We start from the raw sequence: 14,124 nt of genomic DNA on the forward strand, positions 1-14,124 counted from the left end.
CTTTTGGGTACTTTTCTTTGGCGAAGCAAAGAAAAGTGCCTCGCCCGCCGGGGCGAGACCCGGCCAGCTGAACTAAGCAGAGGAAGGAGGAGGGTGAGGAGGAAGAGCGCGCAAGGCCGGAGCAAGACCCGGCCTAATGCGACCCCCGGTGAGCCCACCCAGTAGTATGTTTCTCAACATAACTAAAAAGCTCATACATCGCCATCGCCATCGCCCCAATCACCACCAAGCCCGCAAAAGCCAACGCCAGCCGCTGCTGCGACCCGGCACTTTGCATGAGGTAGCCGATGCCAGAATCGCCGGCCGTCATCTCAGCCAGAACGGTGCCGACGAAAGCCAGGGTGATAGAGACCTTGAGCGAAGCAAAAAAGTAAGGCATGGAGCGCGGCAGGCCGACCTTGACGAGTACGTCCCAGCGTTTGGCGCCCAGCACGCGCAACACGTCTTCGAGTTCGGGCTCCAGTGTGGCCAGGCCCGTGGCCATGTTGACGGTGATGGGGAAAAACGAGATCAGGAAGGCGGTGAGAATGCCGGGCCCTATGCCTATGCCGAACCAGACGATGAGGATGGGGACAATCGCGGCTTTGGGCACGGCGTTAAAGGCCACCAGCAGCGGATACACCGCCGCATAGGCCAGGCGCGAGGAGCCGACCAGAAAGCCCAGCAGCACGCCGACGATGATGGACAGGCCGAAACCGACCAGGGTGACCCAGAAGGTTTTCCAGGCGGCTTCGGCGATCGGCGTGGCGAACTCGGTCATGGCCTGGGCGATTGCCAGCGGCGCGGGAAAAATGAATTCGGGCACCGAGAAGGCGCTGCACGCCACTTGCCACAGCAACACCACGACCACCAGCAGCACCCAGGGCGCCCAGCGTTCCAGCTGTTTGTTGTTCATGGTCATGGCGCGGCCCCGCCGCGCACCGCGCCTATGTGGCCGCGCAGCTCGTGCACGATGTCGCTGAATTTGCTGGTGTAGGTCACTTCCAGGTCGCGCGGGCGCGGCAGGTCGATTTCGCGCCTGACGACAAAGCGCCCCGGGCTTTTGCTCATCACGTACACCGTGTCGGCCAGGAACACCGATTCGCGCAAATCATGCGTGACCAGGATCACGTTAAAGCGCTGCTCGGTCCAGAGGTCGCGCAGTATGCACCAGAGCTCCTCGCGCGTGAAGGCGTCCAGCGCGCCGAAGGGTTCGTCGAGCAGCAGCATCTTGGGCTCGTGGATCAGCGCACGGCAAATGCTTGCGCGCTGCTGCATGCCGCCAGAGAGTTGCCAGGGGAATTTGTCTTCATAACCGGCAAGGCCGACCTTTTGCAGCAGGCGGCGCGCGCGTTCTTCGAACTCTTTTCGTTTGGCCTTGAACTGGCTGCGGTAAGGTTCAACGATCTCCAGTGGCAGCAGCACATTGCCGACCGTGGTGCGCCAGGGCAACAGCGAGGGCGCCTGGAAGGCCATACCTGAAATTTTCAGCGGCCCGGTCACGGGCCGGCCATCGATCAGGATCTGCCCGGACGAAGGCATCTTGAGGCCCGTGGCCAGCTTCATGAAAGTGGACTTGCCGCAGCCCGAAGGCCCGACGATGGCGATGAATTCGCCCTGCCGCACCTGCAGGTCTATGGCCTCGACGGAAAATTGTTTGCGTGCGAGCAGCTCGTCGTTATAGGCGAGCCAGACATCCCGAAAGTCAACGAAATGGCTGTCAGTGGTAGCCAGGGACATGTTTGTTCTTATTTCTTCGGGACCGGCAGTACATTGAGTTCAGCCGCCGTAGGCAGGAAGCTGCCGTTCCACACCAAAGCGGGGTCGACGCGGGTCTTGGTGCCAAAAGCGTCGGACACCTGCGAGGCCATCAGCGTCAGGCGTGGGGCTTTCACCTGGCCGAAGCCTTCGGCGCGCGCGTCGGGGCTGTTGACCACGGTGTCTATGGCCAGGCGCAGGCGGCGCACTTCCAGCGGCACGTTGATGATGCCGTCGCGCGCCTTGACAAATTCAATCGCGGCGGCCGGATCGGCCACCACGTCTTTCACGCCCTTGGTGAAGGCCTGCAGGAAAGCCTTGATGGCGGCCGGGTTCTCTTTGATGAGCTTGGGCGAGGCGATCACTACATTGCCGTAGTGCTTCACGCCGAAGTCGGCATAGGGCAGGACCACCACGTCCTCGGCCTTGACGCCGCGCGCCTCGAGATTGAGCAGCGAGGTGAAGGTAAAGCCGGTGATGGCGTCCACCTCGCCGCGCGCCAGCATGGTTTCGCGCAGCGGCGGGTCCATGGTGACCCACTGGAAGCCGGTGATCTTGTTGGCCTTGGCAAACACCGGGAAGGCGCGGCGGCCGGCGTCGAACACCGGCGCGCCCATTTTTTTGCCGTTGAGGTCGGCCGGTGTCTTGATGCCCGACTTCTTGAGCGCCATGACCGAGGCCGGCGTGTTGTTGTAGACCATCATCACCGCCACCGGCTTGTTGGGCGCGTCGGGGTTGTTGGCATGGAATTCCATGACAGAAGCCAGGTCGGCAAAACCCATGTCGTAGGTGCCTGAGGCCACACGGGTGACCGCGCCGCCCGAGCCGTTGCCGGCGTCCACCGTGACGTCCAGCTTGTTGGCCTTGAAGTAGCCCTTGGCCACCGGTGTGAGGAAGAGCGCGGAAGGGCCTTCAAAACGCCAGTCGAGCTGGAATTTGATGGGGGTGTTCTGCGCATGCGCGCCCAAGGCCGTCAGGGCAAGCACGGCCCCGGTCATCAGGGCGGCCAGGCGGGGGAGGGCAAAAGCGCGGTTTTTCATATCGGAAAGTTTCTTGTTGGTGGCGGAAGGGGGCGGCAGGCGGACTCCGTGGAAGAGGCTGCGGCCGTGAAGCGAGGCAAACCCCAAAACGATACAGCAAAAACAATGCCTGTCGTGCCTGCGGAGTAGAACTTTGGCTTTGCCGCAAGGGTTGCCGTGCAGTCCTTCAGCTAGCGGGGCTTGACAGGCCGGTGGTGCGTATTGGCGAAAGCGCAACAGATAGCCCGTTCAAGCGCTGTCAATGCTGGCAGCTTGTAATTACTCACAGGCCGGATTCCGCGGATGGCTACGGCCTCGCGTTGGCCTTGCCGGATTTCTGCTCAACAAGCCTGCCGGTCGCCGGGATTGCCCGGAGTGCCGCAGGCTTGCCTGCTTAAAAGAAGGCCTGTCTCCAGGCGAGCAAGGACAAGGGGGATGACAGCCTGGCGTTACAGCTGATTACGTTTGGCCCCGGCAGGCGGGATCGCATGTGCGGGCACTGCCAGCTTTTACCTGTCAGTCCTGACAGGAAAGGACCCGCAAACAGACTTTGACTATTTTCGCGGCTCGTCCATAGAGTGCATTGCGTGAGAGGGATTAAGCCGCAAGGCCGTACGGCTCCCAGGCCATGACAAAGCCTTGGGGTGGCGGCCGAAGCGATCTAACAACGATGCATTCAGACAGGGATTTCATGAAAACGCCTTATTCGCAGCTGCGCCGCCAGATGTTGTCAATCCTGGGCCTGGGCGCCCTGACAGGGGGGATGGGTGGGGCAGGCAGCGCCTGGGCCCAGGCCGCGGCAGCCGGCAAAAAACCGGCCGCAGGGCCGGCAGGGGCCAATTGGCGTTTTCTGATCAATGAAGCCGTGGGAGGCGACACCAACTCCTTTGTGCTGACCAACCGCTACCGGCCTGTTGCCGATTTCATCACTGCCCAGCTCAAGGGCCGGCCCATCGTGGTGGAGCCCATGGTCGACATCAAGCGCTTCATGGCGGTGGCCCAGGGCGCCAGCAAGCCTGAGTTTGTCTTCGGCAAGTCCGTCAACCAGCTGGCCAAGCTGGTGCGCGACAACGGCTACCAGCCGGTGGTGCGGCGCGCCGATCCCTACAAGGCGGCCTTTATCGTGGCCAAGGAGTCCCCGATCAAAACCCTCACGGATGCGGCGGATGCCAAGGTCATCATGCCCGACGAGTTCGCTGCTACCAGCGCGGTGGCCCTGGCGGAACTGCGGCGGCAAAAACTCAGCCAGATCCGGGTGACGCACGTGCGCTTCCAGGAGGAAGTCGCGCAGTTCGTGAAGTCCGGAATGGGCCAGATTGGCGTGGTCAATCCCACCATCGCCAAAAAATGGGTGGAAGACGGCGGGCGCGTGGTGGCTGAAACGCAGCCGGTGGTGAACTGGTCGATTCTTGCCGGTCCCGGCGTGGCCGCGGACATGGTGCAGCAGCTGCGCGATGCGTTGCTGGCGACCAATCCCGAAAGCACCGCCGTCATGACATCGATGGGCGTGAAGGCCTGGGCTAAAGCCGAAAGAAAGGACTACCTGGATTTGTTGGACTACACGAGGGAGTAAAAAATGGACGTGTTGATTCGAACGAAGCTGCTGTCGCCGTCTGCATGGCGAGCCGGGTTGCTGGCCGCCGTTCTGGCGCTTTCCTGCGGCGCGCAAGCCCAGGAAAAAAGGGCGGTGCCGCCCAACATCGAGCAAGCCGCGGCGGAAATCGCCGCGGAGCTCGCGCGCAATTGTCCCCTGGCGCCGGCCGGCGATGTCGGCGCTTACAACCAGTGCCGGCAAGCTTTGTTCGGCCCCAGCCAGCTGCGCGCGCACGTGGCGCCCATCGTGCTGTGGGGCCGGCAGAGCAAAAAAGAGAACGCCACGCTGCGCCAGACCAACCTCACGCAGTTCGCGCCGGACGCCTGGACCGGCATGTATGCGCCGCTCTTCATGTTCAACGGCCGGCATACCGTGGAATGGGTGGCCGACGAGAAGATGTTCCTGGTACGGCTGGAAGCGGCCTTTCGCAACCGCCTGCCGCCGGGCCAGTTTCCCTACCCGTTCTGGCACGACGAGGCCAAGTGGTCCATGTACGAGAACGCCCGCAGCATGATGCTGTGGATGAGTCCCGAGACGGCCACCATCAAGGTGGCGCAGTTCACCGACGTGGCGCCCACACCGCTGTTGCAGCCCGTGGTGGCGGTGCAGCACGAGAAATACCAGGGGCCCTGGCTGTGGACCGACGAAAAAGGCCACACCCAGCCGGCGGTGACCCTGTTCGACGGCCTGTACCGGCCCGAAAACCCGTATCTGGGCAGCGTGGACAAGCGCTACCGGGACCTGGCGGCGCAGATGCGCGAGTCGCAGTGCGTGAACTGCCATGTGCCCAACAACCCCGACAAGATGAGCCGCCTGGTGCTGCTGTCGACGCCCGCGCATGCCGCGGCCGAAGTGGACCGCTTGATCAAGGCCGTGCGGGAGGACCGCATGCCCATGGACGAGTTCAGGCTGAGCTACGCCCTTTCCGAAGACAACAAAAAATGGCTGCTTGAGAGTGCGCTGGCATTCAAGGCAAGCCTGACCGCTGCCAGGCAATGGGAGGACGAGGCAGCAAAGAAGACTGTGCAATCCGCAATCAACCCTTCAAAGGTGATCAAATGAATACTGCATTGCTGTCACACGTAACCGGTCGCCGCGCGGTTCTTCGCGGCGTGGTGGGTGCCGCCGCGGCCGCCGTGGCCTGGCAGGGCTTTCCCTCGATCAGCTGGAGCCAGCAGCAGGCGGGTAGTGCGGAGCGCTGGCGGCTGCTGATCAACGAGGCGGTCACGGCGGACCTCAGCATTTCCATGCTGGCCCTGCGCTACCGGGGCTGGGCCGATTACCTGGGCGGGCAGATCCGCAGCAAGCAGGTGGTGGTCGACCCTGTCATCGACATCCAGAATTTCGTGCGGCAGGCATCGTCGGACCAGAAACCGCTGATCATTTTCGGGAAATCCGTCAACCAGCTGTCCAAGCTGGTTCGCGATGGAGGCTACCAGCCCCTGGTGCGCCGGCCCGAGCCCTACAAGGCGGCGTTTATCGTGAACAACAATTCGCCCATCAACAGCATCAGCCAGCTCAGCGGCAAAAAAATCCTGATGCCGGATGAGTCTTCCGCCACGGTAGCGGTCGCGCGCGCCGAGATCCGCCGCATGAATGTGCGCGAGCCCTATATTTCCTACACGCGCTATCAGGACTCCGTATCGGGCCAGGTGGCGGCAGGCCTTGCCGAGGTGGGCGCGGTCAATCCGACCATTGCCAGGAAATGGCAGGAAGGCGGCGGCCGCATCATTGGTGAAACTCAGCCTGTGGTGAACTGGTCGGTGCTGGCTGCTCCCGGCGTGCCGGCCGACATGGTCAGCAAGCTGACGGATTCCCTGCTGGCCATGAACAGCCAGTCGGCCGGCATCCTCTCCGAGATCGGCGTCAAACAGTGGGTCAAGGCCGACCGCAAGGAATACCTGGCCCTGCTGGACTACACCCACGAGTGAGGTGAGCCGGCGGGCTTAAGGTCGGCGGCGCTTCGCTCAGGCCAGCAGGTCGCGCAGCGTGCGGGCAATCACTTTGGTGGCGCGGCGCAGGTCTTCCAGCTCCAGGCGCTCGTCGGCGCGCTTGGCGTGTGATTCGAGCACGGTGCGCGGCCCGGCGCCGTAGATCACGCCGGGAATGCCGGCTTCGGCATAGAGGCGCACATCGGTGTACAGCGGCGTGCCCATGGCCGGGATCTTCTGGCCGAACAGCGCCTCGCCGTGCTTCTGGATGGCCTCGACCAGCGGCCGGTTGCCGGGCAGCGGCCGCATCGAGTTGGCCAGCAGCAAGCGCTTGATGTCCACCGTGATGCCCTTGCGGCCGGCGGCGGCGTCGGCAATCACTTTGCGGATATTGGCCTCGACCTCGGCCGGGTTCTCTTCGGGGATCATGCGGCGGTCCAGCTTGAACACCACCTTGCCGGGCACCACATTGGTATTGGTGCCGCCTTCGATGCGGCCCACGTTGAGGTAGGGGTGCTTGATGCCCTCGACCCTGGACGTGACTTCCTGGTAAAGCGCGTTCTGCGCGTAGAGCGCGTTGAGGATGTGCACCGCGCCCTGCAGCGCATCGACGCCGGTGTCGGGAATCGCGGCATGCGCCATCTTGCCGTGCACCGTGACTTCCATCTGCAGGCAGCCGTTGTGGGCGGTGACGACCTCGTAAGAAAAACCGGCCGCGATCAGCAGGTCGGGTTTTGTGAGGCCTTTTTTCAGCAGCCAGCCCGGGCCCATCTCGCCGCCGAATTCCTCGTCGTAGGTGAAGTGCAGCTCGATCGCGCCCTTGAGCGGTGCGCCCAGCGCTTCGAGCGCGCGCACCGCGAAGGTGAAGCTGGCGAAATCGCATTTGCTGACGGCGGAGGCGCGGCCGTAGATCTTGCCGTCCACGATTTCGCCGCCGTAGGGGTCTTTGGTCCAGCCTTCGCCGGGCGGCACCACGTCGCCGTGGGCATTGAGGGCGATGGTTTTCCCTTCACCCTTGCCGCCATACTGGCGCCGCACGATCAGATTGGTGATGGACTCCATGCCGTAGCCGCGCACTTCGGCTTCGGGCACGGGGTGTTTTTCGGCTTCGAAGCCGAAGGCCTTGATGAGTTCGGCGGTGCGCTCGGCATGCGGCGCGTTGTTGCCCGGCGGCGTGTCGGTGGGCACGCGTATGAGCTGCTGCAGGAATGCGGTTTCTTCGTCGAAGTGAGCATCGATCCAGCTGTCGAGCTTTGCGTAGTCTGTGGAGAAGGTCATTGTGGTCAGGAGGAGAGATGGGTGAGCAGATGGGTGAAAGCCTGGATCGCAAGCTCGATGTCGTCGCTGGTGCTGCTTTCCAGTGGGTTGTGGCTGATGCCGGAGTTCTGGCCGCGCACAAACAGCATGGCCTGCGGCATCACCTTGTGCAGCTTCATGGCGTCGTGGCCGGCGCCGCTGGGCATGGCATGCAGCGGCACGCCCAGCGAGTCGACCGCGCGCTCCCAGCGCTGCTGCCACGCCGGCGCGCTGGGAGCGGCGGCGGCGCGCTCGGTCAGCTCGGTCGTGAAATGCACGCCGCGGCGTTCGCAAATCGCCTTGAGTTCGGCCAGCACGTCGGCCACCAGCGCGTCGCGCTGCGCATCGACGGGTGCGCGCATGTCCAGCGAGAACAGGCAGCGCCCCGGCACCACGTTGATGGAACCACTGGGCACCTGCAGCATGCCCACGGTGCCGACGGAATCGCCGTCCTGCGCCGCGCGGCGCTCCACATACAGCAGCAGTTCGGCAGCGGCGGCGGCCGCGTCGCGGCGGCGGTTCATGGGCGTGGTGCCGGCATGGCTGGCCATGCCGGTGATTTCGCAGAGGTAGCGCACATTGCCGTTGATCGAGGTCACGATGCCCAGCGGCAGGTCAAGCTCGTTAAGCACCGGGCCCTGTTCGATATGGACTTCGACAAAGCCCAGGTAGTTGCCGGCCTCGCGTTTGATGAGACCGATGTCTTCCGGCTTCAGTCCGGCGCTCAGCATGGCCTCGCGCATGGTGATGCCGTCGGCGTCCTTCTGCTCCAGCCACTCGGGCTTGAAGTCGCCGATCAGCGCGCCCGAACCCAGGAAGGTGGCCTTGTAGCGCTGGCCTTCTTCTTCGGCAAAGCCCACGACCTCGATGTTGAAGGGCAGGCGCTTGCCCTGGCGGTGCAGCTCGCGCACGCAGGCCATGGGCGCGAAGATGCCGAGCCGGCCGTCGTACTTGCCGCCGTTGCGCACGGTGTCGTAGTGGCTGCCGGTCAGCAGGGTTTTGGCGCCCGGCGCCGAGGCCTTGTAAACACCCACCACATTGCCGACGGCATCGATATTTACCTCGTCAAAGCCGCAATCCCGCATGGTGCTGCTGATGTAGGCCGCGCAGGCGCGGTGCGCGTCGGTCAGGTAAGTTACCGTGAGCTGGCCTTTTTCAAGGTAACCCGGGTCGCTGTACCGCGACAGGGCTTCATGCCAGTCCCAGACGTCGTTGCCCAGCGCGGGTGTGGCCGCGAACTTGTCGTTGAGCCTCAGTTCCACCACACGGTGGATATTGCGCAGGTTCTCCTGCAGCTCGAAGTCGGGGTGGTTCTGCAGGCGGCGGGCGAAGGTCTCGATGATCTGCTGCCGGCTCAGGCCGGTGCCGCGCGGCCCGCGCACGGCCAGGATGAAGGGAAAGCCGAACTTCGCGTTGTAGTCGGCGTTGAGTTTTTGCAGCGTGGCGAATTCTTCCGGCGTGCAGTCGGCGAGGCCCGCCTTGCCCTGCTCGTTTGCGGATTCGGCCGTGAGGGATTTGCTCACCATGGCCTTGCCGGCCAGTTCGGGGTGGGCTTGTATCAGCTTGACCTGCGCGTCCTTGCCCGCGCCCCGCAACACCTGGGCCATCGCGTGCTTGAGATGCGCCAGCGAGCGGAAGGGCCGGGCGTCCAGGGCTTTTTCGGCCACCCAGGGGGAGTGTTCGTAAAGCCCGTCCAGCAGTTGCCGCGCCTGCTCGCGCGGCGCGGTGTTGACCTGTTCAAGGGTGATGGCCATGTTCAGCTTTCCTGCCGGGGCATGTAGGGGTGGGCGGCCTGCCAGTGGCGAGCGATGTCTAGGCGGCGGCAGACCCAGACGCGGTCGTGCTTTTGCACATGGTCCAGAAAACGCTGCAGCGCCACGATGCGGCCGGGCCGGCCCAGCAGCCGGCAATGCATGCCTATGCTGAGCATCTTGGGCGACGCGTCGCCTTCGGCGTACAGCGCGTCAAAGCTGTCGCGCAGGTAGATGAAAAAGTCCTCGGCCTGCGCAAAACCCTGGGGCAGGGCAAAACGCATGTCGTTGCTGTCCAGCGTGTAGGGCACGACCAGGCGGGGCACGACGGTGCCGTCGGTGCGCGTGACCTCGGTCCAGAAGGGCAGGTCGTCGCCGTAGTAGTCGCTGTCGTATTCGAGCCGGCCGTCGTCGGCCACCAGGCGGCGCGTGTTGGGGCTGTCGCGGCCGGTGTACCAGCCCAGCGGGCGCGTGCCGGTGAGTTTTTCGATCGCGTCCAGGCCCAGGCGCATGTGCTCGCGCTCGGTGGCTTCGTCGATCTGCTGGTAGTTGATCCAGCGCCAGCCGTGGCAGGCGATTTCGTGGCCGAGTTCGGTGAAGGCCGCGGCGACCTCGGGGTGGCGCTGCAGCGCCATGCCGACGCCGAAGACGGTCAGCGGCAGCCCACGCTTTTCAAACTCGCGCAGGATGCGCCACACGCCCACGCGCGAGCCGTATTCATAAATGCCTTCCATGCTCAGGTGGCGGTCGGCGTAGCTGGGCGGGTTGGCCATTTCGGACAGAAATTGCTCGGAACCGGCGTCGCCATGCAGCACCGAGTTCTCGCCGCCTTCTTCGTAATTGAGCACGAACTGCACGGCGATACGGGCCTGGCCGGGCCACTGCGCGTGCGGCGGATTGCGGCCGTAGCCGATCAAATCTCTTGGGTAGTTTGTACTCATGACAGCGCCATGGAGATATCGTTGGTCGGCATCTTGCGGTCGAAGGCCAGGTTCTCCTCGACGTGCAGCAGGTGTTCGTTCATGAGGCGCACGGCCAGGGCTTCGTCCCTGGCAGCCAGGGCCTTGACGATTTCGGCGTGCTCGTCATTGGAGTGCTCGGCGGCGGTGGCCGTCTGGTACATCAGCGTGATCAGCGCGCAGCGCGAAACCAGCTCCCCCAGCATCTGCGCCAGTACCTCGTTGCCCATGAGTTCGGCCATGCGCACATGGAAGTCGCCCAGCAGTTCGGTGCGGCCGGGCACGTCGTCAAGCGCGGATTTCTCGCGCGCCACATGTTCCTTGAGTGCCCTGATCTTGGCGGGCGTGACCTCGCGCACAAAAGCGCGCGTCATTTCGGCCTCCAGCATGCGGCGCACGGCGAACACCTGGCGCGCCTCCATCGCCGAGGGCGCGGCCACAAAGGCGCCGCGCGCCGGCTCCAGGCGGATCAGCCGGTTTTTCGACAGCTGGAACAGCGCCTGCCGCACCAGCGTGCGCGAAACGCCGAAATGGTCGGCGAGTTTTTGTTCCGCCAGCTTGGTGCCCGGGTGCAGTCTGTGCTCCACAATGGCCTTGGTCAGCGCCTCGACGATGGCGTGGGTGGTGGATGATTCCATCGGGCCATGATAGCCGCAAATCCAAAAACTGTATACACTTTTGGTAAACCGAAATCACAAAGGGACTGCCATGGGCTTGAGCACACATGTACTGGACACCATGCACGGCGTGCCTGCGGGCGGCATGAAGGTGTCGCTGTTCACCACGCAGGGCGGGCAGGCCACATTGGTGAAGGCTTTCACCCTGAACGCCGATGGCCGCAACCCGGACGGGCCGCTTTACGACAACGCCAACCTGAAAGCGGGCACTTACCGCCTGGTGTTCGAGGTCGCGGCCTATTTCAAGGCGCGCGGAGTGGTGTTGCCCGAGCCGGCCTTCCTGGACCAGGTCAGCCTGGACTTTGGCGTGGCCGATACCGGCAGCCATTACCACGTGCCTCTGTTGGTGAGTCCCTGGAGCTACTCGACCTACCGTGGCAGCTAAGGCCGTGTCATCCCCGCGTCATGGGGCGCGGCGACAATTGACGGTTTTGATCACTTCTTCCCTTTCCCGCATGAATGTCAAGCCAATGGGCGCCCTGAGCCGCCGCCAAGCCCTGCTGCTGTCCGCAGGCACCGCCGCCAGCCTGGCGCTTCCCGCCGCCATGGCGCAAGGCCCTTCCGGCGCTTACCCGGATCGCCCGGTCAAGATCGTGGTGCCCTTCGCGCCCGGTGCCGGCACCGACGCGATGGCGCGGCTGGTCGCGCAAAAACTCGGTGAAGTTCTGAACGCCAGCTTTGTGGTCGACAACCGCGCCGGTGCCTCGGGCGCGATAGGCACGCAGTTTGTGGCGCAGTCGCCCGCCGACGGCTATACCCTGCTGCTGGTGGCCTCGCCTTTCACCACGGTGGCGGCCTCGCTGCCCAGCGCCAACTACGACCCGCTGCGCCAGTTCACGCCGGTCGGAATGATCGCCAGCGGCCCGCTGGTCTGGGCCGCCAACACCAAGCTGCCGGCCAACAACATGAAAGAACTGGTGAGCCTGGCCAAACAAAAGCCGGGCGCCCTCAACTATGGCTCGGCCGGCGCGGGCGGCGTCAACCACCTGGTGCTGGAGCTGCTCAAAGCCCGCACCGGCACCTTCATCACCCACATTCCTTACCGCGGCGTGGCGCCCGCCACCATGGACATGATTGGCGGGCAGATCCACCTCGTCACCGGCACCATCCCGGCGCTGCTGCCCTTCATCAAGAACGGCAGCGTCAAGCCGCTGGCCGTGACCAGCGCCAAGCGCTCCAGTGCCCTGCCCGACGTACCCAGCATGGCCGAAGCCGGCCTGCCCGGCATCGACGTGGTCAACTACTTTGCGCTCATGGCCCCCGCCGGCACCCCGCCGGCCATCGTCAACACCTTGAACGCCGCCATCAACAAGGTGGTGGCCATGCCCGAGGTGATCACCCGCTTCAAGGCTGACGCCGTCGAAGCCGCACCCGGCTCCCCCGCGCTGCTGGGCCACTTCATCGAAGCCGACTACCGCGCCTGGCGCAATGTCGTCAAAACCCAGAACTTGCAAATCGAGTAAGCAGCAATCGCGGCTACGCCAGGCGATGCGAAGCGAGCCACCCAAGGCCAGCATGAGCCGCGGAACCGGCTTTGCCGGGCCGCAGGCGGGCGGCCCCCTCGGGGGCAGGGAGCTACACGCAGTGAGCGACCGTGGGGGCTCTAGTTCTGTCCTTCAGTTAGCGTGTCGAGCTGGAACTTCCCGCTCTGGTGCCACAGCCAGGTGTCGGTATAGACCACCTTGCCCATGCGTGTGGGTGCCGGGAAGGGCGAAGCTTCCTGGATCATTTTGGTGATTTCCGCCATCACTTCAGGCGCATGTTTGGGCGCGCGCATCCAGTCCAGGCGGGTTACGCGGCCGGTGCGGTCGATTTCCACATTCAACACGCCGACGGCGTACAGCAGCGGCGGCATTTTCCCTTTGTAGATGCGGTCTGAATTGAGGCCGTAAATGTGCGTGGCGCCGTCCTCCCGGTAAGCCCGCGGCGTGGTCGCCCCTGAGCTTCTGGCTGAGCCCTTGGGGCCCGCGATAGGCCCGATGACCGGTGAGTCGGGTGCGGTGGCAGGGCCGGCGGGCGCGGGCGTGGCCTCGGGAGCGGTCTTGCAGGCGCTCACCACGGCAGCCGCCGCGGCGGATAGCAGGGCCACCAGCCAGAAGCGGCGCGGAGTGGTGGAGGAAGGAGAAGAAGGCATCTCGGGTTTTGTCATGGTTTGCCTCTCGGCGGTTCATGGGATTTTGCGTATACCCGTCATCATGCGCGGAAACTGCGCGCTGCCCGGGTGGTGCTATGGTCTGATTTTGCCGACTATTCCATTTACATACGCGTTCAACACGTCACCAATGGTTTCCTGCAACACCGGTTTGTTACTGGAGTCCCTGCTCGCCCGCCTGGCTTTGTCGCCGGCGGTGCTGGTGCAGGTGGCCCAAACCCAGGGCTCGGTTCCGCGCGAGGCGGGCACCTGGATGGCGGTGTTCGCCGACGCCATCGTGGGCACCATAGGCGGCGGCCACCTGGAATACGACGCCATCGCGCGGGCCCGCGCGCTGCTTGGCGGCGCTGATCCAGTCGGCGCCCACGCTTCTCTGCGCGTGGCGCTGGGCCCTTCGCTGGGCCAGTGCTGTGGCGGCGTAGTGCAGCTGCACTTTGAGCGGGTGCAGGCCGGCGATGCGGCGGCGCTGGCGTTACGGCTGGGTTCGCCGCGGCTCACGCCGGTGGCGCTGTTCGGCGGCGGCCATGTGGGGCACGCGCTGGCGCGGGTGCTCGCACCTTTGCCGTTTGAATTGAGCTGGATAGACAGCCGCGACGGCATATTTCCGGACAGCGTGCCGCCGCGCGTGAGCTGCGAACACTCCGATCCGGTGCAGGCCGCCGTGCCCGGCCTGGCGCCGCAATCGCGTGTGCTGATCATGAGCTTCAGCCATGCCGAAGACCTGGATGTGCTGGCCGCCTGCCTCAAACGCCAGCGCGAGCAGGGCGACCTGCCCTACATAGGCCTGATAGGCAGCAAGAGCAAATGGGCGGCCTTTCGCCACCGGCTGGAGGCCAGGAGCTTCACGGCAGCGGAGCTCGCGCACGTCACTTGTCCTATAGGCGTGCCGGGCATCACCGGCAAGGAGCCCGAAGTGATCGCCGTTGCCGTCGCTGCCCAGTTGCTGCAGACAGTCGATGCAGACCGGGAGGAGGCCGCGAAGGCTTTGCGCTGAGCGTCAAAGCCGAT

General features: G+C 64.4%; 14 protein-coding genes. 6 read left to right on the forward strand and 8 right to left on the reverse strand.

Annotation, left to right across the window (positions count from 1 at the left end):
• Positions 1 to 133 precede the first annotated feature (133 nt).
• From ACEN8I_RS14625 to ACEN8I_RS14635, 3 genes are read right to left on the reverse strand one after another with little or no spacing between them, the layout of a single operon-like run.
• Positions 134 to 895, reverse strand: coding sequence for an ABC transporter permease (locus tag ACEN8I_RS14625; RefSeq protein ID WP_413329221.1), 762 nt, complete (start codon positions 893 to 895; stop codon positions 134 to 136).
• 2 nt (positions 896 to 897) lie between these two features.
• Positions 898 to 1,719, reverse strand: a complete 822-nt coding sequence (locus tag ACEN8I_RS14630; protein ID WP_413329222.1) for an ABC transporter ATP-binding protein — start codon at positions 1,717 to 1,719, stop codon at positions 898 to 900.
• Between the two features lie 8 nt (positions 1,720 to 1,727).
• Positions 1,728 to 2,735, reverse strand: coding sequence for an ABC transporter substrate-binding protein (locus ACEN8I_RS14635; protein ID WP_413329333.1), 1,008 nt, complete (start codon positions 2,733 to 2,735; stop codon positions 1,728 to 1,730).
• 712 nt (positions 2,736 to 3,447) lie between these two features.
• Here ACEN8I_RS14635 and ACEN8I_RS14640 point away from each other — a divergent pair.
• Genes ACEN8I_RS14640 through ACEN8I_RS14650 form a run of 3 tightly spaced genes read left to right on the forward strand, consistent with a single transcriptional unit; the run spans position 3,448 to position 6,281 of the window.
• Entirely contained in the window at positions 3,448 to 4,329 is an 882-nt protein-coding gene (locus ACEN8I_RS14640; RefSeq protein WP_413329223.1) for a phosphate/phosphite/phosphonate ABC transporter substrate-binding protein, read from the forward strand.
• 3 nt (positions 4,330 to 4,332) lie between these two features.
• Positions 4,333 to 5,412 (forward strand): hypothetical protein, encoded by a 1,080-nt coding sequence (locus ACEN8I_RS14645; RefSeq protein ID WP_413329224.1) that lies wholly within the window; start codon positions 4,333 to 4,335, stop codon positions 5,410 to 5,412.
• Entirely contained in the window at positions 5,409 to 6,281 is an 873-nt protein-coding gene (locus ACEN8I_RS14650; protein ID WP_413329225.1) for a phosphate/phosphite/phosphonate ABC transporter substrate-binding protein, read from the forward strand. Before ACEN8I_RS14645 ends, ACEN8I_RS14650 begins: the two co-directional genes overlap by 4 nt.
• Positions 6,282 to 6,317: 36 nt before the next feature.
• On the opposite strand, the gene ACEN8I_RS14655 is transcribed toward ACEN8I_RS14650, so the two are convergent.
• Genes ACEN8I_RS14655 through ACEN8I_RS14670 form a run of 4 tightly spaced genes read right to left on the reverse strand, consistent with a single transcriptional unit; the run spans position 6,318 to position 10,925 of the window.
• A complete protein-coding gene (locus ACEN8I_RS14655; RefSeq protein ID WP_413329226.1) occupies positions 6,318 to 7,559 on the reverse strand; it encodes a M20 family metallopeptidase in 1,242 nt (413 codons plus the stop codon).
• Positions 7,560 to 7,564: 5 nt separating this feature from the next.
• Positions 7,565 to 9,331, reverse strand: a complete 1,767-nt coding sequence (gene uraD, locus ACEN8I_RS14660) for a 2-oxo-4-hydroxy-4-carboxy-5-ureidoimidazoline decarboxylase (RefSeq protein WP_413329228.1) — start codon at positions 9,329 to 9,331, stop codon at positions 7,565 to 7,567.
• Positions 9,332 to 9,333: 2 nt separating this feature from the next.
• The gene (puuE, locus tag ACEN8I_RS14665) at positions 9,334 to 10,269 is read right to left on the reverse strand and encodes an allantoinase PuuE (RefSeq protein ID WP_413329229.1); all 936 of its coding nucleotides are present in this window, start codon (positions 10,267 to 10,269) and stop codon (positions 9,334 to 9,336) included.
• Positions 10,266 to 10,925: a GntR family transcriptional regulator gene (locus ACEN8I_RS14670; protein WP_413329230.1), complete on the reverse strand. Its 660-nt coding sequence runs from the start codon at positions 10,923 to 10,925 to the stop codon at positions 10,266 to 10,268. Before ACEN8I_RS14670 ends, puuE begins: the two co-directional genes overlap by 4 nt.
• Before the next feature lie 70 nt (positions 10,926 to 10,995).
• Between ACEN8I_RS14670 and uraH the strand changes: the two genes are divergently transcribed.
• Together uraH and ACEN8I_RS14680 are read left to right on the forward strand one after the other, a co-directional pair.
• Positions 10,996 to 11,349, forward strand: a complete 354-nt coding sequence (gene uraH / locus ACEN8I_RS14675; RefSeq protein WP_413329232.1) for a hydroxyisourate hydrolase — start codon at positions 10,996 to 10,998, stop codon at positions 11,347 to 11,349.
• Between the two features lie 70 nt (positions 11,350 to 11,419).
• On the forward strand, positions 11,420 to 12,427 hold the full coding sequence (locus tag ACEN8I_RS14680; protein WP_413329233.1) for a tripartite tricarboxylate transporter substrate binding protein: 1,008 nt from the start codon (positions 11,420 to 11,422) through the stop codon (positions 12,425 to 12,427).
• A 140-nt stretch (positions 12,428 to 12,567) separates the two neighbouring features.
• Here ACEN8I_RS14680 and ACEN8I_RS14685 read toward each other — a convergent pair whose 3' ends face one another.
• Positions 12,568 to 13,098, reverse strand: coding sequence for a hypothetical protein (locus ACEN8I_RS14685; RefSeq protein ID WP_413329334.1), 531 nt, complete (start codon positions 13,096 to 13,098; stop codon positions 12,568 to 12,570).
• A 148-nt stretch (positions 13,099 to 13,246) separates the two neighbouring features.
• Here ACEN8I_RS14685 and xdhC point away from each other — a divergent pair, with 148 nt between their 5' ends.
• Positions 13,247 to 14,110 (forward strand): xanthine dehydrogenase accessory protein XdhC, encoded by an 864-nt coding sequence (gene xdhC / locus ACEN8I_RS14690; protein WP_413329234.1) that lies wholly within the window; start codon positions 13,247 to 13,249, stop codon positions 14,108 to 14,110.
• The last annotated feature ends 14 nt before the right edge of the window (positions 14,111 to 14,124 follow it).

Origin of the sequence: Polaromonas sp. CT11-55 (assembly GCF_047303325.1) — a bacterium.
Lineage (GTDB): Bacteria > Pseudomonadota > Gammaproteobacteria > Burkholderiales > Burkholderiaceae_C > Polaromonas.